The organism is Paenibacillus sp. J22P218 (assembly GCF_056269195.1).
Genome location: NZ_JBWDNL010000001.1, coordinates 179,255 through 200,944, shown reverse-complemented (window position 1 = coordinate 200,944; position 21,690 = coordinate 179,255). Strand labels below are relative to the sequence as shown.

The 21,690-nt window shown below is 50.9% G+C and carries 17 protein-coding genes; 5 read left to right on the top strand and 12 right to left on the bottom strand.

Translation table 11 applies throughout. The annotated features are described in order from the left end of the window. The first annotated feature begins 46 nt into the window (after positions 1-46). Complete coding sequence (locus AC0YN0_RS00980) at positions 47-1,762, top strand: methyl-accepting chemotaxis protein (RefSeq protein WP_475819609.1); 1,716 nt, start codon at positions 47-49, stop codon at positions 1,760-1,762. A gap of 66 nt (positions 1,763-1,828) precedes the next feature. On the opposite strand, the gene AC0YN0_RS00975 is transcribed toward AC0YN0_RS00980, so the two are convergent. The 4 genes from AC0YN0_RS00975 to AC0YN0_RS00960 all read right to left on the bottom strand — a co-directional run bounded on the left by AC0YN0_RS00975 (position 1,829) and on the right by AC0YN0_RS00960 (position 5,538). After that, a complete protein-coding gene (locus AC0YN0_RS00975) occupies positions 1,829-2,530 on the bottom strand; it encodes an SDR family oxidoreductase (protein ID WP_475819608.1) in 702 nt (233 codons plus the stop codon). A 40-nt stretch (positions 2,531-2,570) separates the two neighbouring features. Continuing rightward, positions 2,571-3,026: a VOC family protein gene (locus AC0YN0_RS00970; RefSeq protein ID WP_475819607.1), complete on the bottom strand. Its 456-nt coding sequence runs from the start codon at positions 3,024-3,026 to the stop codon at positions 2,571-2,573. Between the two features lie 140 nt (positions 3,027-3,166). After that, positions 3,167-4,222 carry a LacI family DNA-binding transcriptional regulator gene (locus AC0YN0_RS00965; RefSeq protein ID WP_475819606.1) on the bottom strand — a complete coding sequence of 352 codons (1,056 nt, stop codon included), beginning with the start codon at positions 4,220-4,222 and terminating at the stop codon, positions 3,167-3,169. Positions 4,223-4,314: 92 nt separating this feature from the next. Then, on the bottom strand, positions 4,315-5,538 hold the full coding sequence (locus AC0YN0_RS00960) for a GTP-binding protein (RefSeq protein WP_475819605.1): 1,224 nt from the start codon (positions 5,536-5,538) through the stop codon (positions 4,315-4,317). 406 nt (positions 5,539-5,944) lie between these two features. Here AC0YN0_RS00960 and AC0YN0_RS00955 point away from each other — a divergent pair, with 406 nt between their 5' ends. Further along, positions 5,945-6,322 (top strand): ABC transporter permease, encoded by a 378-nt coding sequence (locus AC0YN0_RS00955; RefSeq protein ID WP_475819604.1) that lies wholly within the window; start codon positions 5,945-5,947, stop codon positions 6,320-6,322. Between the two features lie 60 nt (positions 6,323-6,382). Here the strand turns inward: AC0YN0_RS00955 and AC0YN0_RS00950 are convergent, their stop codons facing one another. Further along, positions 6,383-7,456, bottom strand: a complete 1,074-nt coding sequence (locus tag AC0YN0_RS00950; protein WP_475819603.1) for a Gfo/Idh/MocA family protein — start codon at positions 7,454-7,456, stop codon at positions 6,383-6,385. Beyond that, complete coding sequence (locus AC0YN0_RS00945; RefSeq protein WP_475819602.1) at positions 7,453-8,589, bottom strand: Gfo/Idh/MocA family protein; 1,137 nt, start codon at positions 8,587-8,589, stop codon at positions 7,453-7,455. Before AC0YN0_RS00945 ends, AC0YN0_RS00950 begins: the two co-directional genes overlap by 4 nt. A 145-nt stretch (positions 8,590-8,734) precedes the next feature. Here AC0YN0_RS00945 and AC0YN0_RS00940 point away from each other — a divergent pair, with 145 nt between their 5' ends. From AC0YN0_RS00940 to AC0YN0_RS00930, 3 genes are all read left to right on the top strand, one after another. Then, entirely contained in the window at positions 8,735-9,580 is an 846-nt protein-coding gene (locus AC0YN0_RS00940) for an AraC family transcriptional regulator (RefSeq protein WP_475819601.1), read from the top strand. Positions 9,581-9,683: 103 nt separating this feature from the next. Next, complete coding sequence (locus AC0YN0_RS00935; RefSeq protein ID WP_475819600.1) at positions 9,684-10,124, top strand: MarR family winged helix-turn-helix transcriptional regulator; 441 nt, start codon at positions 9,684-9,686, stop codon at positions 10,122-10,124. A gap of 81 nt (positions 10,125-10,205) precedes the next feature. After that, positions 10,206-11,453, top strand: a complete 1,248-nt coding sequence (locus tag AC0YN0_RS00930) for an MFS transporter (RefSeq protein WP_475819599.1) — start codon at positions 10,206-10,208, stop codon at positions 11,451-11,453. Here the strand turns inward: AC0YN0_RS00930 and AC0YN0_RS00925 are convergent. The 6 genes from AC0YN0_RS00925 to AC0YN0_RS00900 form a co-directional block, all read right to left on the bottom strand. Further along, on the bottom strand, positions 11,422-13,248 hold the full coding sequence (locus tag AC0YN0_RS00925; protein WP_475819598.1) for a PAS domain-containing sensor histidine kinase: 1,827 nt from the start codon (positions 13,246-13,248) through the stop codon (positions 11,422-11,424). The genes AC0YN0_RS00930 and AC0YN0_RS00925 overlap by 32 nt on opposite strands. A gap of 233 nt (positions 13,249-13,481) precedes the next feature. Then, complete coding sequence (gene odhB, locus AC0YN0_RS00920; protein ID WP_475819597.1) at positions 13,482-14,732, bottom strand: 2-oxoglutarate dehydrogenase complex dihydrolipoyllysine-residue succinyltransferase; 1,251 nt, start codon at positions 14,730-14,732, stop codon at positions 13,482-13,484. A 6-nt stretch (positions 14,733-14,738) separates the two neighbouring features. Then, complete coding sequence (locus AC0YN0_RS00915; protein ID WP_475819596.1) at positions 14,739-17,651, bottom strand: 2-oxoglutarate dehydrogenase E1 component; 2,913 nt, start codon at positions 17,649-17,651, stop codon at positions 14,739-14,741. Between the two features lie 266 nt (positions 17,652-17,917). Then, on the bottom strand, positions 17,918-18,625 hold the full coding sequence (locus AC0YN0_RS00910; protein ID WP_475819595.1) for a DNA alkylation repair protein: 708 nt from the start codon (positions 18,623-18,625) through the stop codon (positions 17,918-17,920). 94 nt (positions 18,626-18,719) lie between these two features. Beyond that, the gene (locus AC0YN0_RS00905; RefSeq protein ID WP_475819594.1) at positions 18,720-20,234 is read right to left on the bottom strand and encodes a leucyl aminopeptidase; all 1,515 of its coding nucleotides are present in this window, start codon (positions 20,232-20,234) and stop codon (positions 18,720-18,722) included. Between the two features lie 75 nt (positions 20,235-20,309). Then, on the bottom strand, positions 20,310-21,683 hold the full coding sequence (locus AC0YN0_RS00900; RefSeq protein ID WP_475819593.1) for an ATP-binding protein: 1,374 nt from the start codon (positions 21,681-21,683) through the stop codon (positions 20,310-20,312). Positions 21,684-21,690 lie beyond the last annotated feature (7 nt).

The window sequence follows — 21,690 nt, the reverse complement described above, 5'->3', positions numbered from 1 at the left end:
ATAACGTGAACCCTAACACAATTAAACTTTCAGGAGGATTTATATCGTGAGCTGGTTAAGAAATCTTAAAATCGCACAGAAGCTGCTTTTGCTGAACGCCATCGCCGTCCTCTTCCTGCTCGGCTTGTCTATCGCCGGATACGTCTTCGTCAGCCGGATTCATGGAACAGCGGAATCCATGCATGCCGGCGGCTTCGTACCGAGCATGAAAATGACCGAGGTCGACAATCACATTCGAACGACGACACGGAAACTGCTGGAGCATATGTTAGCTAAGGAGTCGAGGTTCAAGGACGTGCTGGCCCGAGAAGCGGAACGGGCATCAGTCGCTGCAAATGAAAGCCTAGTTGCTTACGAGAGCGCGATTGCGGCGGATGATGTAACCCGCATGTGGTATGACAAGCTGCGCCAGTCGCTTGGCGCCTATACGAAGGAAAGAGAGGCGATCGTGAAGCTCTCCAATGAGGGCAGGGAGGACGAAGCCTATGAACGCTTCCGGACTTTCGCCCGTCCGCTTCTGGATAATATGGAAGGCTACATTGATAATTTGTTAGCATCACGGATGGATATGTCCGAACAATTGAATAAGGAGAATGACGACATTTACGATAAAATCGTTGCTCTGCTGCTTATCGTTTCGGCTTCTGCTTGCCTGTTGTTTGGAGGGTTGTCTTATTTCATGGCGCAGCTGATTGTGAAGCCTATCCGTAGAATGAACGCGCTGATGGGTAAAGCTGAGCGGGGCGATCTGTCGGCGGAGGATCGGTATAGGTCCAAAGATGAGATAGGCGCGCTTAGCCGTTCTTATCATCAAATGACCGAAGGTTTGCGCGCCTTGCTAGCAGGCGTCAAAGATACAGCCGACCGTCTTCTCGACGATGCGGGACGTTTCGCGCTACACGCGCAGCACAGCCGAGAAGCTGCTGAGCGGATCGCTATCGTTACTGACTCGCTAAGCTTGGCGAGCCACGGTCAGGTCGCCGATCTCGAAGGCGCGTTGCTCACGCTCGTTGAGATGAACGGCGCTATTGAGCGAATAGATAACAATAGCCAGGGGATGTCGAAAGCGAGCATGATGGCGGCATCCGCTTCAAGAGAGGGTTCCGCGGCGCTTGTAATTATGCGGGAGCAGATGGATGCGATCGGAATGAGCGTGGAAGCAGCAGAGATGGATGTGGCCGAGCTGGCAAACGCGAGCAGACAGATCAGCGAAACAACATCGGTAATCGCCGATATCGCGGGACAGACGAACTTGCTGGCGCTTAATGCAGCTATTGAAGCGGCAAGAGCCGGGGATGCGGGTCGAGGCTTCCGAGTCGTCGCGGACGAGGTGCGCAGGCTCGCCGAGGGAAGCGACAGCGCGGCGCAAGAGGCGAGCGGCAAGCTTCGCGCGATTCGCACCAAGAGCGACGCAACCGTTGCGTCGATGAGGCGAAGCACGGAACAATCTAAAGCCGGCATAATAGAAGCAGGAAAAACGGGGATTACATTCGATAACATTCGCGGCTCGGTTGCCGAAGCAGCAGCTCTCATCGAAGAAGTAACGACGGATATCGCCAGACTGGCAGAGGGCAGCGCCTTCGCTGTCGTTTCCATGGAGTCGGTTGCCACCGCGGCCAAAGAAAGCGCTGCAGCCACCTTAGAGACGGCGGCTGCCAACGAGGAGCAGCTGGCCACGTTGGAGATCATCGCCAAAGACGCCGAGAAGCTCGCAACTATGGCGAAGCTATTGGATAAAGGATTATCCCGTTTCACCATATAGTTAAAAGACTCGCAGCCTTTTCGCTGCGAGCCTTTTCTTTCAAAACTCAATCTTCACCTATAATCACTACAGGCGCATCGGCGCACCACGATGATCGATGAACAGCGCACCGTCTTCCGCCGCTGTCCGTCTCTCCGCCAAATCCAATATGCCGCTAGCCGAAGCGTCTGCGTCGCCTGGCGCTTGCTCGCCGCCCATGTCAGTCCGTATCCAGCCGGGATGTACGGCATGAACAAGTATGCCTTGCGGTCCAAGCTCTGCCCGAAGTTGAGCGGAGAACATGTTAAGCGCAGACTTCGACAACGCATAAGAGTAATCGCCGCCGTACGCGCCAGCCGAGCTGCCTGCCTCCGAACTTATGTTGATAACCGCTTGCTGCTCACCTTTGCGCAGCAAAGGCAGGAAATGCTTCAGCACGAGTATCGGCCCATATAGATTCGTCTGGAACGACTGCTCCAGCTGTTCCGCATCCAGCTGTTCCAGCTTCTGATCGCGCCCAAGCAGAATAGCCGCGCTGTTAATAATGACATCGAGACCATCGAAACGAGCCCCTGCCTGCTCGCTCGCATATCGGATCGAATTCTCATCCGATACGTCAATCGGCAATAACGTCAGTTGCTCTCCATATTGCTCGATCAATGGCTGCAGCTTCTCCACAGAAGAGCCTGGTCCTCGTACCCCGGCTAGCACCTCATGTCCACGCTCGCACGCTTCCTTTGCCAAGGCGAGGCCAAGCCCCCGATTTGCACCTGTAATTAATATTCGCATTTCGTCATTTACCTCCATCTATGTCCCAGTTGATGCTATCTCATTTATCGTTCTCGAGCAGCTCCAACATAACCTTTAATGATTTGAATGTATCCATATAAGCGTAACGCCCCCCGGTATACTCCCCTTTTTGCACAAGAGGCATACCGTTTTGCTCCATCAAGGCGATCTTCTCCTTCATGCCCTCGACGGCAAAAGCAATATGATGCGGCCCTTCGCCATGCGCGTTCAGATGATCCCTCCATGTGCTCGGATGCTCATCCGGCTCGATCAGTTCAAGCTGAAGCGCTCCCATATCGAAGAACGCAAGCTTCGCCCGAGCTACGGATGATTCGCCGTTATATTCCGTTTGCGCCTTGTCTACCGTATCCGTCCAAAACCAATCAGGCTTATCCACGCCAAAAAACTGTGCGTATGCCTGCGAGGTTGCTTCTATGTCATGCACCAATAGACCAATCTGAGTAATGGTACGATTGCCCAAAATATTATTGTTCATAGCTAACATTCCCCTTTTCGATTTGTGTGCATCTGTGCAAAATCCGAATCGCGGTTTCCTTACATAAGCATCCCCCCTCATTAGCTTCAAATTGCGTGAACACGCGTTTATTTCTTTGTAAGAAGAAGCGCCTCTTCCACTTATGAAGAAGAAGGCGCACGGCATGAATCACGTACGATAAGCGAATTCGACATCGCTATTTGTGTGTAAACTTGACTGCCGTTCTCTATTCCTCCAATTAAACGGCGAGTCAGCTCATCCATCATCGCCGAGAAATCAACGTGAATCGTTGTCAGCGGGGGATGGAATCCAGCGCTCTGGCTATGGTCGTCGAAACCTGCGATTGATAGATCGTCAGGGACGCGCAAGCCCGCTTCCCCTAATGCGCGCATAGCTCCGAAAGCGATGCTGTCGTTGGCTGCGAAGATCGCCGTCGGCAGCTCTCCGCCAAGCTTTAACAGTTCCTTGATCGCCAAGTAGCCGCTTGGTTCATTGAAATCAGCTGCCATCATCCATTGCTTCACAATTGGCAGCCGATTGCGCTCCATGGCCGCCTTGAAGCCCTTCTGCCTCGCAGCTCCCGAGTACCTGTTCAAATCGCCGTTAATAATCCCAATGCGCGTATGCCCAAGTCCCGCCAAATAATCGATAACGAGACCAGCACCTGTCTCATTATCGAAGTTGAATACAATCCGATTCGGCTCTTGTTCACCAGACATATGATGATCAACGATGCCGACCATGAAGCCCTCCGCGATAAGCTCCTCGATGATCGGCTCCTCATTCGCTGCTCCAATGAAGATGCCGCCATCAATTCGGCGCTGATAGAAACATTCCTTCACCGCCCTCGTTTCCTCCTGCCGCCTCGGATCGCGCACGATATGCGTCAAGACGAAGTAGCCGTACCTCGACGCGCTCTCAATTACTTTCGTCAGCAGCAGGCTGGCGATCCAGTCGCTCGATACATCGCCCGAATCGATCATGAACAAACCGATCGTTCTTGTTTTCTTCCCGGCCAGCACTTGCGCTGACAGGTTCGGAAAATAATTATATTGCTCTATGACCTGGAGCACCTTCTGCTTCGTATGCTCCGGAACGTTCGAATAGTTGTTAATGACACGGCTCACCGTGCTGCGCGATACGCCTGCAAGCCTGGCAATTTCGGTACTGTTTATTTCCTTGCCCAGCTTGCTCAAATCGATGTCCCACTTCCTGTAAACACGCGTTTATACCGCTATGTTAACAACGATCGCAACCGCTGTCAAACGTCATTTTCGCCTGCTGCTCCTTACATTTCTAATACAGTCGGAAACTCGTCCCTGAGCAGGCTCCAATCCGATGCGAGCTCTTGATCGCTGAGCAGGCAGTCATCCAGCGAGCCCGTCAGCTCGGCCCGATTCATCGCAATGCCGATGAATACAAGCTTATTGATCCGATCGCCATATTGCGCATCCCATTTGTCGGCAAGCTCCTTCTCTTCGGCGAGCAGCGCCAGCCTTTCGGCCTCCGGAAGCTCGGCAGCCCATAATCCTGCCGGCCCGAATTGAATGGATGGCCCTGCCTGACTCAAGCTTTGGGCCATCCTATTCCGAGTCGCAAGCCAGACAATCCCTTTGGCTCTGACGACCTCCTCAGGCCAGTGCTCCATCCAGGCCATTAATCGCCCTGGGTGGAACGGCTTTGCTCGCTCATAAACGAAAGAAGCGATGCCGTATTCCTCCGTCTCCGGCGTATGGTGCGGCGCTTCCATTTCCTTTATCCAACCCGCTGAACGGCTCGCTTCATCAAAGTTGAACAACGACGTGTGCAAAATATCTTTCGGATTGACCCGCCCTCTTGCAGCGCGTATCAGCTTGGCTCTCGGTTGAAGCGCACGCAATACGCCCTCCAGCTCCGCTAGATCCTCTTCCTCTACTAAATCGCATTTGTTAAGGATAAGCACATCGCAAAACTCGATTTGATCAATAAGCAGATCCACGACTGAGCGCTCATCGTCCTCGGACGCCGCTTGACTTCGCTCGAGCAGTGATTCGCCTGAAGAATAATCATGCCAGAAGCTATAAGCATCCACGACAGTGACCATGCAGTCTAATGTGCAGTACCTCGATAGATCAATCCCTTGCTCTTCATCCAAGTAGGTGAACGTCTGCGCTACTGGAACAGGCTCGCTTACACCAGTCGATTCAATCAAAATATAATCGAACCGATTCTCCATCGCAAGCTTCTCGACTTCCCGAAGCAAGTCTTCGCGCAGCGTACAGCAAATGCAGCCATTCGACATTTCCACGAGCTTCTCGTCCGTGCGGGATAACCCGCCGCCGCCTTGAATCAAGTCGGCATCGATATTGACTTCGCTAAGGTCATTGACGATAACAGCTACTTTTAATCCTTCCCGATTGTTCAGAACATGGTTCATAATCGTCGTTTTTCCAGCGCCCAAATAACCGCTCAGCACCGTGACCGGAATTTTGTTGCGGCTCTTCGTTTTGTCCAAATTGCTCAATTTGCTCATCTTAAGTGACCTCTCGTTTCTAATTAATATATCGTAATTATTACGATTAGATATTAAAAGAAAAACCGATTCACATCGGTTTAATCGTAATTGTTACGATTAAATGAGTATATCAGTCCATTAGTATCTCGTCAATGTATGTCACCACTCTAGTTTTCCGGGCTCATATCCAATCATTAAACTTTTGAGCTACATACTCTATTATATAGCTCATGCCAGATTAATAGAGGACGGTGGCGGAATGTTTAAAAAGCAAACAGTATGCTCTCCCAAGAAACAGGTATGTCATGTAAAAAATCGCGTGACGAAATGCGCAAAACGGCCGACGAAAAAAAGATGCTCCTGCAAAAAACATACTTGTGGATGCAATTCGGCGTTTAGAGCTATTGCCAATGCGGTCCAGCCCGTGCCTGGCGCAGGAGGCAACCCGTTCCCTCAAGTGTTGTACGGTTTGGAACAATTCGATCTCAATAATGAATATGATCCCGCAACATCGACGTTTATTCCGAAGAGAAGCGGCGTATATTCAATTACTGCAAGCGTCAGATTCGACAGTAACGCATCTGGAGCGGTTGATGTCGGACTAGCGATCCGGGCAAACGACGCGCCTATCCTAACCGATCGCGAAACGTTCCCGTTCGGCGACGGAAGCATTGATGCGGGCGGACTTGCCCGGCTGCGCGCCGGCGATCGGGTACAAGTTTTTTTTACGATTAGCGGTGTTGCAGGCGGCAACATTGAAGCAAATGTGGGCACACGTTTCGAAGGCGCACGAATCGGTTAATTCACAATAAAGAGGCCGCAAGCGATTGATGCGCTTGCGGCCTGACTATTATTAATTGGATTATTCGACCTTCACCGCTTGTTTCTGTGCGATCAAGCTCAGCTCCGCTGCCTTAAACGTATGCTCCTGCGTCATGGCAAGCTCCGTGCCGTTCAAGCAATCAAGAATCAGCTGCCCAAAGTACGGGAAGCCGACTTGACCGCTTACCTGCATCCGCTGCTCGCCGTCCGCGTTGACCAAATACACTTGGTCACCTGCTGAATCCCGTGCAATATCGACATACTTCCGAAGCTCGATGTAACCTTCCGTGCCCATAATAATCATACGGCCGTCCCCCCATGTGCTTAGGCCGCTCGGCGTGAACCAGTCGACGCGGAAATAGCCAGTCGCGCCGTTCTCGCCGACAATGGACATATCGCCGAAGTCCTCTAGCTCGGGGTATTGCTTATTATTGTAGTTTGCAACTTTGCTGTTTACGACCGTTGCGTTTTTGTTGCCGGTAAAGTAAAGGAATTGCTCCACCTGATGAGAGCCGATATCGCATATAATGCCGCCATACTTCTCCTTCTGGAAAAACCACTCCGGTCGCGAATGCGCGTTCAGTCGGTGAGGGCCGAGGCCGATGACCTGCAACACTCTGCCAATCGCGCCTTGTTCGATCAATTGTCCGGCGAACACGGCACTTTCCACATGCAACCGTTCGCTATAATAGACCGCATATTTCTTGCCCGTATCGGCATACGCTTGCCGCGCATCTTCAAGCTGCTCCAGCGTCGTGAACGGCGCTTTGTCGGTGAAATAATGTTTGCCTGCGAGCATAACGCGAACGCCAAGCGGTCCGCGGTCCGACGTCACCGCCGCTGCAGCAACAAGCTGCACCTGCGAGTCGTCCATTATTTGCTCTAGCGATTCTGCCGCTTTCGCTTGCGGATAAGTCTTCAAGAAAGCTTCCACCCGAGCAGGTTCAATATCATATACCCATTTAAGCTCAGCGCCCGCTTCCAATAGACCGTTGCACATGCCATAGATATGCCCATGATCCAAACTGACCGCCGCGAAAACAAACTGTCCCGGCTCAGCTACCCGATTGGGCTTGCCTTTAGGGGCGTAATTCATACCGTCAGCTTTACTCATTGTGCAGCCACTTCCTTCTTAAACGTCGAATTGGCAATCCGATCCTGCAAATACTCGTAGTATTTCTCCTCATCGATCGGCAGGTCGACCCAATTATCCGTCCAAGTGGACAGCAGCATCGCGTTGGACAGCATCAATCCTTTAATGCCTTCCTCGCCGGGAGCAATAAGCGGCTCATCGCGCAGAATCGCGTTGACCCAGTTCTGCGTAATGCCCTTGTGATCCGGGTAGCTGCCTTCAACCGGTATGTCCATCTTCCAGCATTCCGGTTGACCAAAGCTGCCTTTGTAGCTGCTGTTAAATTCCTTCTCCGATACGCGCAATCTCCAGAACGTAAGCTTATTGTCCTCGATAACAACCTTACCTCGGTCGCCGCTAATTTCCAGCCTGTTCGTGCCCGGCGCCTCGCCAGTCGTCGTTACGAATACGCCCGTTGCCCCGTTCTCATATTCGACGAAAGCCGTTACGTCGTCCTCTACTTCGATATTGCGATGTTTGCCGAAGTAACAGAAGGCGCGGACGCGCGTCGGCATCATACCGATCGTCCATTGCCATAGATCAAGCTGATGCGGGTCTTGGTTAAGCAATACGCCGCCGCCTTCGCCTGCCCATGTCGCGCGCCAAGTGCCTGAATCATAATAGGACTGCGAACGATACCAATTTGTAATAATCCAGTTTGTACGCTTAATCTCGCCAAGCTCGCCGGAATCGATCAAATCCTTCAGCTTCACATATAGCGGATTCGTCCGTTGATTGTACATCATGCTGAACTTCACATTCGACTTGCGGCTAGCATCGTTCATCTCGCGAACTTGCTTCGTGTAGACGCCGGCTGGTTTCTCGCAAAGGACATGAAGGCCGCGTTCGAAACAAGCGATCGCAAGCTCGGGATGAGAGAAATGCGGGGTTGCGATTAATACGCCGTCAACAAGACCGGAATCCATCATCTCATAGGGATCCGCGAATAAACCAACCTGATCGCCAAGCTGCTCCTTTGCCCATGCAAGGCTAGCAGGTACGCTGTCGCTAACGGCCGTCAGAACGACGCCGCTGACCTCGCCTTTCTTTAAATATCCGATATGTCCCTTGCCCATGTTGCCAAGTCCGATGATGCCCAATCGTACGGTTTGCATCCGTCATTTCCCCTTTGTGTTGGTTTACTTGAATCGTATCATTTCAGAGCGAAAGCGGCTTCATTCGCATTAGCTTGTATCCGCTTTAATTTAACTCTGGTTGGTGTATAATGAGTTTATTTACAACAGGAGGACTCGATGCGCAATGAGCACGCAGCATAAAATCGCCAAGCCTTTCACAATCGGAACAAACTCCGATTATAACGCGCAAATTCAATACCATACCCATTTTCATTATGAAATCTATTACTTCCATGACGGTAAAGCGAACTATCTTATCAATGATCGCATTTATGTGCTCGAACCGGGCGATTTGCTTCTTATGCACGGCACAACGCTGCACCGAGCCAATGTCGATCCAAACGTGCTGTACCATCGTTCGACGCTGCATTTCGATCCCTATTACTTCAAGCAGTTCATTCAACCGCCCTTTGCAGCCGATCTGCTAGCTCCATTCCAGAAGCTGCAGAACGTGAGGCTGCAGCTTCGCGGCGAGGACAAGCAGGAAATAGAGACGATATTCGCCCAGCTGGTGCAATTCCATAATGAATCATCCACTTATGCGTTTCAACGGTTTCAAGCTCTGTTTCTTGAATTCATGATCATTATTAACGAGCATTGCAAGCAGCCATTGCAGGCGATAGCGGCCTTACCATCGCCGAAGGAACATCACGTTCAATCGATTATCTCCTATGTGGAGAAGCATTATGCCGACGACGTTACGCTTGACGCTATCCAAGCCGAGCTGCATCTAAGCAAATATTATTTGGCCAAAACGTTCAAGGAAGTAACCGGCATAACGATCTTTCAATTTCTGATGCAGCGCCGTATTTATCAAGCAAAGATCGAGCTCACTCAGGGCAAGCAGCCGATTACCGATATTGGTTACGAGGTCGGCTTTAAGCACCCGTCTCATTTCAGCCGTGCCTTCAAGCTGCAATTAAACGTTACGCCTGAACAATACCGCAAGCAGCATCAGCTTCGTATTTAACTCCGTTTTGCGCCGGCAACCTTTCCTTGACCTAATTAGTTGTTAAGCGTATTATTGTTATATCAACTATTTTAGATTCGGATAACGAAAAGGTGAATGAACAGTGGAATTCAAACAATCAGTCGGCTACATGATCTCAAATACGGGACGAAAGCTCAATCAGAGCTTACAGCAGCTATTTCATCATTCAGACGTTACGCCTGAGCAGTGGTCGCTTCTCATGACATTGGACGAGAAGGATGGGATCAGCCACAAGGAACTCGCACAGCGTTCCGAGAAGGATCCTGCCAACATCACGCGCTTAGTCGATCAATTGGAGAAAAAGGGGCTCGTGCGACGGGCAGCGCATCCGAATGATCGAAGATCGCTCCTGCTTCACTTAACCGATCTTGGAAGATCGGCAGCGCACACGCTAGCTCCTATCGAAGCCGCATATGTCCGGCAGATCGTATCCGGCATCTCACCGGAAGAAATTCAATTGTTCATGCAATTCATGAACAAAGTGAACCGGAACATCGAGAACGCACAAGACATTCAACCTTAAACGGCTGACGTTGCATTCTAGCGATTACAGCTTTTTTGTGTTTAGGCAAAAAAACGACAACATCTGAGAGGGGAACCTGCAGTGATAGACAATCCTAAATTATGGACCAAAGATTTTGTTAAAGTCTGCTTAAGCAGCTTTTTCTTATTTCTGAGCTTTTATATTATGGCAACCGCCTTATCGGGTTACGTTACGGATGGTCTCGGCCGATCTGAATCACAGGCGGGATTGGCAATGACCGTCTTCATTATCGCCGCCGTACTGCTTCGCCCGTTCACCGGCCAGCTAATGGACAAATTTGGCGAGAGGAAGATCGTATTCGTATCGCTATTGCTATTCTTTTTATTTTCCGTCGCTTATTTAGGCGTATATAGCTTCGGCATGCTGCTGCTCGTCCGTTTTCTTCACGGAGGATCGTTCGCAATCGGCACTACCTCAACGAACACAACCGCAATTAGCATTATGCCTGAGAATCGCAAGGGCGAAGGCATTAGCTACTTCAGCTTGTTTATGAGCCTTGCGATGGTAATTGGACCGTTTGTCGGGCTGACGATTACGAAACACGGCGGCTACAATTCATTGTTTATGTTATGCGCCGTATTTGCGCTAATCGCTTTTGCACTAGGAGCCAGCGCTAAGAGCAACTCAAGCGCTAAAGTTGCTCAAGAGGCATCGAAGGCGCTATCGGGGCTACCTCAGCATACACATACCCAGGTTAAGACTAAGCTGCAATGGAGTAACTTGTTCGAACGTAAAGTATTGCCTATTGCCGTTAGCGGCTTCGTCGTCGCTTTCGCTTACAGCGGACTCGTAACCTTCATGTCCGTCTTCGCGGACGACCGTGCCATTGACGATTATGCCAGCTACTTCTTCGTCTGCTTCGGGATTATGATCGTCCTGCCTCGGCCAATCGTAGGCAAGCTGCTCGATCGGGTGTCCGAGCATTATATCGTCTATCCGAGCATTGCCGTCTTCGCCATCGGCCTGTTCATGCTAAGCGCTGCACATTCACCGCTTATGCTGCTCGTATCGGGCGCCGTCATCGGTCTTGGCTACGGAGCTCTGCTTCCATGTTTCCAGACGATTGCCGTGCTAGCCGCTCCGCCGCATCGAAGAGGACTTGCTACGGCAACGTTCTTTATCCTATTCGATCTGGGTTACGGCATCGGATCCTTTTGCCTGGGCTTAATCGCTACTCACTATGGTTACACGGCCATGTATCTCATTTGCGGCAGCATCGTTGCCTTATCTTCCGTTGTTTATTTCATCCTTCATCATAAGCGCCGCCAAGCAGCCGTTACTGCTGCGAATCTTGAGCAGGCAATATGATTTCAATAGTCGTGCCTTCATTTTGCTTACTGTTTAGATGCAGCGTGCCGTTATGGGCCTCAATGATTCGGGAACTGATCATCAAACCAAGACCTGTTCCCTTTTCCTTGGTCGTCACAAACGGCTCGCCAATCTTGGCAATGAGCTCCTCAGGTATACCTTGCCCCTCATCCTTAATTCGAATGCAAATGTCGTTCTCAGCAGTAAGAACAGCCGAGACATCCACAACTCCACCGCCAGGCATTGCTTCTATCGCGTTTTTGATGACATTCAGAAACACCTGCTTCAGCTGATTCTCATTGCAATACACGGATGGCAATTCGGGCCCGAGCTCCACCTTAATCTCGACGTTAAGCAAAATCGCCTGCGTCTCCAAAATCGACAGCACGCTTTGCATAATCGGCTCGATATGTCCGCTGCTGAATTGCGAGAAATGCGGCTTCGCAAGCGTCATAAACTCATTCACAATAAGGTTAATACGATCAATCTCCCCTGCCATAATATCAAAGTAGTGCGAATGATCGTCGTACTTCGTTTTCAGCAGCTGAGTAAACCCTTTAAGCGCCGTTAACGGATTGCGGATCTCATGCGCTACACCAGCCGCCAATTGGCCAATGACCGAGAGCTTCTCCGAACGAACGAGCATTTCCTCCGATCGTTTTCGGTTTGTCAGATCCCTTATAACGCTAAGCAGCACGTTTTTGCCCATATAATCATTGATTCGTATGCTTGATATTTCGACATCGACATATCTTCCGTCCGAACAGCGTACGATGCTTTCAGTGAAGGGAGCGATATCCTCGGACAAAATAATTTCGTCCATCCGCATCGTTGTTTTCGCTTGGAAAGTTGGATGTATGAAGTTGATTACGTTCTGTCCGATTACATCATTGCCATCCTTAGCCCCTATCAATTCAAGCGCAAGCTTATTTGCATATATAACCTGGCCATCATCCGTTAATACGATAGCCTCAGGAATGAATTTAATAATTTTCTGATAGATAAGTGCTGTCTTGCGAAGCTGCTGCTCCTGCTCATGCTTGAACGTAACGTCTTGCACAATGCCCAGCATAACCTCCTCGCCTTCTATCGTTGTGATCGAGGAGCTGCCCTCAATATACATAACGCTGCCGTCCTTGCGCCGTCCTTTCAATCTCAGATGAATCTTAGTCGTTCCCTTGCCTATACTGTCCATCACTTCTTGTCTAAGCTTTCTCAGTTCGCCATCATCCAGCAAATCTCGTGCTCTAATATGTATGAACTCCTCCGGTGTATAACCGTACATCTCCGCGAAGTGCGGATTTGTATATGTAATTTCATCTCCTTGCGCGACGAAAACCCCTGCAACCGTGTTTTCAATGACCGTCTTGTACAACTTCTCTTTCTCGTTGAGAGTAGCCTCCATGCGGATCCGATCGGATAAATCGCGGATAAGGAGCTGAATACCGCGTTTGCCATCATAAGTAACGGCTACTGCCTTGATTTCGACGTCAAAAGCAGTTCCATCCATTCGCAGCAGCTTCTTCACTTGTAGGTTTGATGGACCAACCTCGCTAAGCAGATATTCCACATGTGCCGGGAGGCAGTACAAGTAATCCGGATGCACGAATTGGACGATCGGCACGCCGATCACGTCTTCCAGCTTCCCTGCCTTGAAAAGCCGAAGTGCAGAGTCATTCGCGAAAACGAGGTGGTAATCGACAAATACAACGAGAGCGTCAGGCAGCATCTGAACCAAATGCCTATAACGCTCCTCGCTCTCCAACATGAATAGATCACTCTTGTTTATCGACATATGCTATCCCACCTATATGTGCATTTGCATGTAAATTTGTCATCATCATTGAATAATGTTCAACGTGCAAAACCATTGTCCTGCTTAATACCTATTAAATTTGTTTGACCATCGTTTTTCTTGTCGATGCGGAAGGTCGTTATAGAAACCGCAGCTCATTGCCAACATTAAAAAAAGCCCGTGGAAGCAACAAAGTTGCTGCCCACGGGCTTAAGATTGAATAGGTAATGAACTTAGCCTTCAAGAAGAAGAGCTTCCGGATCTTCAAGCAGGTTCTTAACGGTAACTAGGAAACGAACCGCTTCGCTGCCGTCTACGATACGGTGATCGTAAGAAAGAGCGATGTACATCATTGGACGGTTAGCCATCTCTGTATCGTTAATGGCGACCGGACGAATTTGGATCTTGTGCATGCCGAGAATACCTACTTGCGGCGTGTTCAAGATTGGAGTCGACAGCAAGGAGCCGAAGACGCCGCCATTCGTAATCGTGAAGCTTCCTCCGCTTAGGTCGCTAAGCGCAAGCGTGTTCGAACGAGCTTTCGATGCAAGCTCGCCGATGTTTTTCTCGATCTCGGCGAAGCTAAGACGATCTGCCTCGCGTACGACAGGAACGACAAGACCTTCCTTCGCGGATACGGCAATACCGATATCGTAGAATTTCTTAACGACGATATCTTCGCCGTCGATTTCTGCGTTAAGCAGCGGGAACGCTTTGAGCGCGCCAACGACTGCTTTCGTGAAGAAGGACATGAAGCCGAGGTTCACATCGTTTTTCTCGAAGAACGATTGCTTACGGCGTTTGCGCAGGTCAAGAATCGCTGTCATGTCAACTTCGTTGAACGTTGTCAGCATCGCAGCTGTACGTTGCGCTTCAACGAGACGGTTCGCGATAGTTGCCCGGCGGCGCGACATGCGCTTGCGTTCAACCGGCTTGCCGCTTACGGCTTGCGGCTGAGCAGCAGGTGCTGCTGCCGCTTGAGCTGCTGGTGCCACTGCTGGTGCAGAAGCTTGTCCGCCTTGCGACGACAATACATCGCCGGAAGAAATGCGTCCGGCTTGGCTTTGCGCTTGCGTTAGATCGATGCCTTGCTCGCGAGCCAGCTTGCGAACAGCCGGCGAAGCGTTAACAGATGCTGCGGAAGCAGCTACTGGCGCTTGCACAGCTGCAGGCGCAGCGGCTGCTGGAGCCGCCGGCTGTGCTGGAGCTGCGGCAGGTGCTGCCGCTGGAGCAGGTGCTGCACCGCCTGCGGAAGCGCCGATCGAACCGATCGCTTCGCCTACAAGTACAACCTCTCCGTCGCCTTTTGCAATGCGCGAGACAACACCGCTGCTGTCCGCGCTGATCTCGATATTTACTTTATCCGTTTCCAGCTCCAGAAGGACGTCGCCCTGATTGACGGAATCGCCTTCCTTCACAAACCATTTCGTAATTGTACCTTCCGAAATCGACTCTCCCAATTCCGGCACAATAATTTCTGCCATCGGTAACTACCCCCTTACCAAACTCGATTCGAACGGTTGACCGTTCAAAGCGGATGAAATAATGCTTTGTTGTTCTGCTGCATGCACTTCTTGGTGACCGCTTGCCGTACTGGCGCGATCAGGACGCCCGATATAACGGACTTCCACTTTATTAGGAGCAAGCTCGCGGAGACGCGGCTCCATATAGAACCATGAGCCCATGTTCTTCGGCTCTTCTTGTACCCATACGATCTCTTCCAGCTTAGGGAACTGGCTAATAATACGCTCAAGCTCCGCTTGCGGCAATGGATACAATTGCTCTACGCGCGCAACGCGCAGCCAAGTGTAATCCTCTGCATTGCCGGAAGCAAGCGCTTCGTCAAGGTCGATTGCAACTTTACCGGTCGCAAGGAGAAGACGTTTCACTTTATCCTTGGCAGCCTTCGGTTCAGTCAGGCTGAACTGCGGCAGCACCGGTTTGAACGAGCCTTCGCTAAGTTCAACGCCATGCGATGCGACACGCGGATTACGGATTAAGCTCTTAGGAGCCATCAGCACGAGCGGACGAACATTCTCGCTGCCCAGCATTGCCGCTTGCTTGCGAAGCAAGTGGAAGTATTGAGCCGCGGAAGTCAGGTTCGCTACCGTCCAGTTGTTGTCGGCGGAGAGCTGTAGGAAACGCTCGAGCCTTGCGCTGGAATGCTCTGGACCTTGACCTTCATAACCGTGCGGCAGCAAAATCGTAATACCCGATTTTTGCGACCATTTTGCCCGGCCTGCGGAAATAAATTGGTCGAAAATAACTTGCGCCACGTTCGCGAAGTCGCCGTACTGCGCTTCCCAAATAACGAACGTGTCAGGCGCGAATACGTTGTAGCCATACTCGAAGCCTAGAACAGCCGTTTCGGACAACGGACTGTTATGAACGGCGAATGACGCTTTCGCTTGCGGAATCATGTGCAGCGGCGAGAACTTCTCGGCGTTCGCATTGTCATTCAACATAATATGGCGATGCGCGAACGTTCCGCGCTCGGAATCTTGACCGCTAAGACGGATCGGCGTTCCGTCAGCAAGAATCGTAGCGAAAGCCAGCGTCTCCGCATGTGCCCATTCTACTTTCTCGCCGTCGTTCAATGCCGATGCCCGGCGTTGCAAAATACGTTGCAGCTTCGTATATTCAGTAAAGCCTTCTGGACGGTTCAATAGCTCCAGATTGATCTCACGCAGCTCTTCTAGAGGAACAGCTGTGCGAACATCCTCGGCCACGACATTGCCCGTTTGTTCAGGCGGGGCAATCTTCGCTTTGCCTTCGTTCGCTTTCATCGCATCATAAGCAGCTTGAAGCGAAGCGGTCGTGCGTTGACGCAATTGCTCCACTTGCTCTTCCGTAATCGCTTGTGCGCCTTTCAACTGCTCGCTGTACAGCGTAGCAACTGTCGGATGATTGCGGACCTTCGTGTACATCAGCGGTTGCGTTACTTCCGGATCGTCCATTTCGTTATGTCCGTAGCGGCGGTAGCCGATCAGGTCGATAACAAAACCTTTGTTGAAACGCAGACGATATTCGCAAGCAAGGCGAACGGCTGCAAGACAAGCTTCCGGCTCATCCGCGTTCACGTGAACGATCGGAATGTCGAAGCCTTTGGCCAGGTCGCTCGCATAATGCGTCGAGCGGGAATCGATGCTGTTCGTCGTGAAGCCCAAGCGGTTGTTCGCAATAATGTGAATCGTTCCGCCGTTGCGGTAGCCTTGCAATTTATTGAAGTTAAGCGTCTCGGCCACAATGCCTTCGCCGATGAATGCCGCATCGCCATGGATGGCGATCGTTACTGCGCTATGCAGATCCTGCTGCGGGAAGCCGGGCTTGCTGCGATCTTCTTGCGCCGCGCGCGTGAAGCCTTCAACGACCGGATTAACGAATTCAAGATGGCTCGGGTTGTTCGCGAGAACAACATTCGCGCGTACCGTCTCGCCTTCTTTAATTGCGCGATCCGCGCCAAGGTGATATTTAACGTCGCCTGTCCAGCCGTAGTTAATGCCCATCGAGCCCTCGGAAGGAATGACTTCCTTGTTAGGCGCATGATGGAACTCAGAGAAAATTTTCTCATACGGCTTGCCTAGCACGTGAGTAAGTACATTAAGACGGCCGCGATGCGCCATACCCATTAGAATATTAGTAGCTCCATCATGAGCGACTGCGCGGACAATCTCATCCAGCACTGGCACGAGCATATCGACGCCTTCGATCGAGAAGCGCTTCTGACCTACGAATGTACGGTGCAGGAAGCTTTCGAATTGCTCAACTTGAAGCAAACGCTCGAGTAGCGATTCGCGTTCCCTTGCCGATAGCGGCGCAGGGAATGAACCCGATTCCGCTTTCTCGTGCAGCCAGAAACGTTCGCTTTCGTCATGGATATGCGTAAACTCGTAAGCAGCCGAACGCGAGTAAATTTCTTTTAGACGAAGGATAGCATCCCAGCCGTTCGAAATTTCCGCTGGCGCGTTATCCCAGATCAACGATCCCGGGATAGCCGACAAGTCCGCTTGCGTAAGACCGAACGTCGCGGGATCAAGCAGCTTCGTATCAGCCTCCGGACTTAAGCCCAACGGATCGATATCCGCAGCTAAATGGCCGTATCTGCGTATGTTCAGCATAAGCTGATGCGCAGCAACGACCTTCTTCAACATATTCGAGTCGATCGGACCGACTCCAGCGCCTGCCGGCAGTGCCCCGTTGCTCACTACTGCACTTGCAGCTTGCGTTCCGCCCGCAATTGGCGTGGAAGGAGGTGCCCCCCATTGGACAAACAGTTCGCGAACCGAAGCGTCAACCGAATTCGGATCGGTCAAATATTGCTCGTATTGCTCTTGCACATAACCAAGATTGGGACCATAGTAGCTTTTCCAAGGCGAATGATTGCGCTCATCATGGATGCTCATTGCAGAAAATTCCACCCTCTCTATTCATAACCATCCTATTATTTTCTAAGGCGAACGCCAACATACATGGGCGCCGTCTTCCTTGATACAAATTGCTTCATAAATGATTGATGCTTGCCCTCTGATACATAACCTCTTCATATTTTAGTACATTACTTGCCCGTCAACCATAATCAACTTGGCATCGGTTTCATCCATTTCAAGCATCAATTATGGGCATCAACTTGCCGATAATCGATTAATCCAATTTATTCTTAATACGCAGGCTAACATATACATGTTTTTTTCTTTACGCCCGCCTTACCCATGGTTACCGTCTTCTGTATGTAATTCGCCGCCAACGGCACTTTGCAGGCCGTATTACCCACATCCACATGCACCTTGCCGATATGTTCAGCTGCTGTCATGGCCTCTTCCATCAATTCCGTGACGTACACGCCCGCTGTAATTACGAAGCTGTTCATCGTGTAGCGCACGCGATTCTGCTCTTGATGAATGGTCTGCTCAACGCGCCGAAGCAAACCGCGAATTTCTTCTTTATCAAGCTTCTCATCCTGCGTCACCGATACATAATTGGCATAGGTGCTCCATCCGCACGAAGCAATCATTTCCTTCGGCGATTCCATCCATGCAAGCGCCAGCTCGCGGGCATAGCGACTCTCGGCCGCCACACCCGCTACTGTCGACTCCGCAAGCAAATACCAGTACGCCTGATCCACCCAATGCTGCAAATGCTCTTTCGTAATCAGCTTTGGATTAACGCCAAGACCTGCCAGATACATCGCATCAGAGTTCCCCGAATCATATAGCTTTAGAGCTAGCTCCTGATTCTTCTTCACGTGCTTCACGAGCTTCTTCATATCGCCAATCTTAACGCCAAAGAAAGGCTCCATTGCTCCATGAGAGATACATGTACGCTTCGTTTGCTCCGATCCCAATCGCTCCAGCTCACTCATAACCTCTTCATAAGTCACGACAACTGTCCCCCAGATCGTTAAGTTAGTAGTTAGTATGCCCACTTATGGGAGGGTGAATAGCCTAACCATGACACCGATGCCTACAATAACGCTATTCTCGCTGATCGATCAACTCGACCAATGTTCTCACCATTACGCCTGTTGCTCCCTTAGGCTCCCAGCCTCTTGGCGCTTCCAGCCACGCCGTTCCGGCGATATCCAGATGGACCCATGGCAGTTCCTCGGCAAAATGGCCAATAAACAAGCCGCCCGTGATCGTTCCGGCATAACGTCCGCCGCTGTTCTTCAGATCGGCAGCATCACTCCGCAACTGCTTTTTGTACTCTGGATAGGAAGGCAACTGCCACACGCGTTCGCCTGCCCGTTCAGCAGCCGCAAGCAATTGCAGCAGCAACGACGTATCGTTCGTAACAGCTCCCGTCGCTTCCGTACCAAGCGCCACTCCTACTGCTCCGGTCAGTGTTGCCACATCGACTAGTCGTGTAGCGCCGCGGCGAATGGCGGTCGTTAAACCATCGGCCAGCACAAGCCTTCCTTCCGCGTCGGTATTCACGACTTCGACCGTGTAACCGCTCATCGTACGAATGACATCGCCTGGCTTGAGCGCTCGATCTGAAGGCATATTCTCCGCTGTTGGAATGACGGCGATCACGTTAACCGCAGGTTTCGTCTCCGCAATAACCTTCATGGCGCCGAGCACTGCCGCTGCACCGCCCATATCCGATATCATTTCCTCCATGCCGGGTGCTCTCTTTAGTGAGATACCGCCAGTATCGAATGTAATCCCTTTGCCAATCAGTCCCCATGTTTCCTTCGAATTCGAATCGCCCTTATATTCAAGTACAATCATGCGGGGCGGATTAATACTTCCTTGACCAACGCCAAGCAGGCCGCCCATCCCTTGCTCAGAGGCGCTCCATTCGTCAATAACCTCTATGTCCAAATCATGCTCACGAGCCAGTTCTTCCGCGTGGAAAGCCAGTCTCTCCGGTGTGAGGTCATTGCCCGGCAAATTCGTCAAGTCGCGCGCATAGCTTACGCCGCCTGCGACAAGCTTGGCGCGCTTAATACCGGCTTCCCATCCCAAGACGTCCCCAGGAGTTGCAGCATCTAGAGTAACGGTAACATCCTTAAGCTGAAATCTGTTGCCTTGCTCTTTCTTCAACGGCATACGATCATGCAGCGCAAGCAGCAATCCTTCCGTCATTGCTTGAGCAGCAGCGCTTGCGCTCAAACCTTCCGCTCCGTTGCTGCTGAGCGTTGGAGGAATAATTTGCAAGGATTGCGCTCTTAGCCGTTTCAACGCTTTGGCTGCCGCCGCTGCTGACTTCCGCAAGCCATCTGCTCCGCCTGCTTCCGAGTAACCAATAAATAACACATGCGATGCAGGGTATAGCCCTAATGTAGGAACAACTTCCACTTGCTCGGACTCCGCCTTGAAGATGCCTTTGGCGCTTAATCCGCGAATCGCCTCGTCAAGCTGAGGCTGAATAATTACCTTCGAACCAGCCTCCTGCTTCAGCTCAGCAGCGTCGATCCATCTAATAACGGCATCAGGCGCGGCTTGATTGGCAGCGCGTCCACCGACTGTAAATTGTACGTTCATGTTTATTGCTCCTCACTTTCCTGCGATCAAATGAAATGAAAAAAGAATCGAGTTATTACCCCCGATTCTAATGGTTTACTCTGCTAATGGCAAATAAATGATAAATTCGGTACCGCTGCCGGGCTGGCTGTCTACCCGAATCGCTCCGCCATGATTGCGTATGATTCGATAACTTACCGACAAGCCGAGTCCCGTGCCAAGCTGCTTCGTTGTGAAGAACGGATCGAACAGCCGGCTCATCGTAGCTTTGTCTATTCCTTTGCCGTTATCTCGAATGACGATCTCGGCGTACTGGCCGTCACTTCGTCCGATGACATCAATTCGGCCTCTGCGCTCCAGCTGTACATCTTCAATAGCATCGAGAGCATTTTTGATAATGTTCAGCACGACCTGCTTCACTTGCTTCACGTCGATCGAGACGAACAAATCTTCGGCCTGACACACAGCTACAATTTCGCAATTGCGGAGCAATGACTCACTTTCGGTTAGCAAGACCACTTCCTTGATTAAGGAGTGGATGGATACATATTGCTTCATCGGGGCTGACGGCTTAGAGGAATTAAGAAATTCATAAATAATATCGTTCGCCCTGTCAATCTCCGTCAAAATAATGCGGGCATATTCCTCTTTGCCTACTTGCAGCAAATAAGGGCGCAGCAGTTGGATAAAGCCTCTTATGCTCGTAAGCGGATTGCGTATTTCATGCGCGATGGCTGCCGCAATCTTCCCAAGCATCGCAAGCTTGTCATTCTGCATCGCGCTCTGTTCGATCTGTTTATACTCGGAAACGTCCTTCACGCTGAACAGAAAATCCCCGTCCAGTTGATCGCCGTATGTAACGGTCACCAGCAGATGCTTGCCGTCCTTATATTCGAATTCATAATATTTGCTGCGAAGAAGGAACATTTCCCGATAGAGCCGAAGGATTGTCCGTTTCGTGCTTATGCCCAGTTGGCGATGTCTTAATATTTCTTTCATATTGCAGCCGATAAGCGTCTGCCGCGGAATCTCGAGCAGCTTGGCCATCTGTACATTAATAAACGACAAAATTCCATCGCTGTCGAAGATGGCAATCCCGCTGTCCATATGCTGCAGTACGTTCTCATATTTATTTTTGACCATTTCAAAGGATCGATTCGATCGGAACAGCATCTCTCTCATTTCCGTAAACCGTTGTTCGACGGATTGATCCGCAGTCACCTCGAAGCGTACGGCAACCATAAGCTCGATAAGGAACAGAAACGAACGATTGTAAAGCTGCAACGCTTCCTCAGATTCTACATTAGCGACAAGCTTCTGCAAGCTTTCTTCATGCATAGCGATGAGTTCCTCGGGTATAAATCCATCCAGCTCTCTGCCGAGTTCGCCTGCCCGAAACAATGACTCTTCACTGCGACTCCGTAAGTACTCGGCAAGCGCCGGGAAATAGCGCTTTCGAATAGCCTGCATTATGTAC

What these genes read in the sequence shown, in the direction of transcription:
- AC0YN0_RS00945 (WP_475819602.1), bottom strand. Translation starts at nt 8,589, where the DNA reads ATGCAAACCGTACGATTGGGCATCATCGGACTTGGCAACATGGGCAAG.
- AC0YN0_RS00905 (WP_475819594.1), bottom strand. Translation starts at nt 20,234, where the DNA reads ATGAACGTACAATTTACAGTCGGTGGACGCGCTGCCAATCAAGCCGCG.
- AC0YN0_RS00950 (WP_475819603.1), bottom strand. Translation starts at nt 7,456, where the DNA reads ATGAGTAAAGCTGACGGTATGAATTACGCCCCTAAAGGCAAGCCCAAT.
- AC0YN0_RS00925 (WP_475819598.1), bottom strand. Translation starts at nt 13,248, where the DNA reads ATGTCGATAAACAAGAGTGATCTATTCATGTTGGAGAGCGAGGAGCGT.
- AC0YN0_RS00960 (WP_475819605.1), bottom strand. Translation starts at nt 5,538, where the DNA reads ATGAGCAAATTGAGCAATTTGGACAAAACGAAGAGCCGCAACAAAATT.
- odhB (WP_475819597.1), bottom strand. Translation starts at nt 14,732, where the DNA reads ATGGCAGAAATTATTGTGCCGGAATTGGGAGAGTCGATTTCGGAAGGT.
- AC0YN0_RS00940 (WP_475819601.1), top strand. Translation starts at nt 8,735, where the DNA reads ATGAGCACGCAGCATAAAATCGCCAAGCCTTTCACAATCGGAACAAAC.
- AC0YN0_RS00970 (WP_475819607.1), bottom strand. Translation starts at nt 3,026, where the DNA reads ATGAACAATAATATTTTGGGCAATCGTACCATTACTCAGATTGGTCTA.
- AC0YN0_RS00975 (WP_475819608.1), bottom strand. Translation starts at nt 2,530, where the DNA reads ATGCGAATATTAATTACAGGTGCAAATCGGGGGCTTGGCCTCGCCTTG.
- AC0YN0_RS00915 (WP_475819596.1), bottom strand. Translation starts at nt 17,651, where the DNA reads ATGAGCATCCATGATGAGCGCAATCATTCGCCTTGGAAAAGCTACTAT.
- AC0YN0_RS00900 (WP_475819593.1), bottom strand. Translation starts at nt 21,683, where the DNA reads ATGCAGGCTATTCGAAAGCGCTATTTCCCGGCGCTTGCCGAGTACTTA.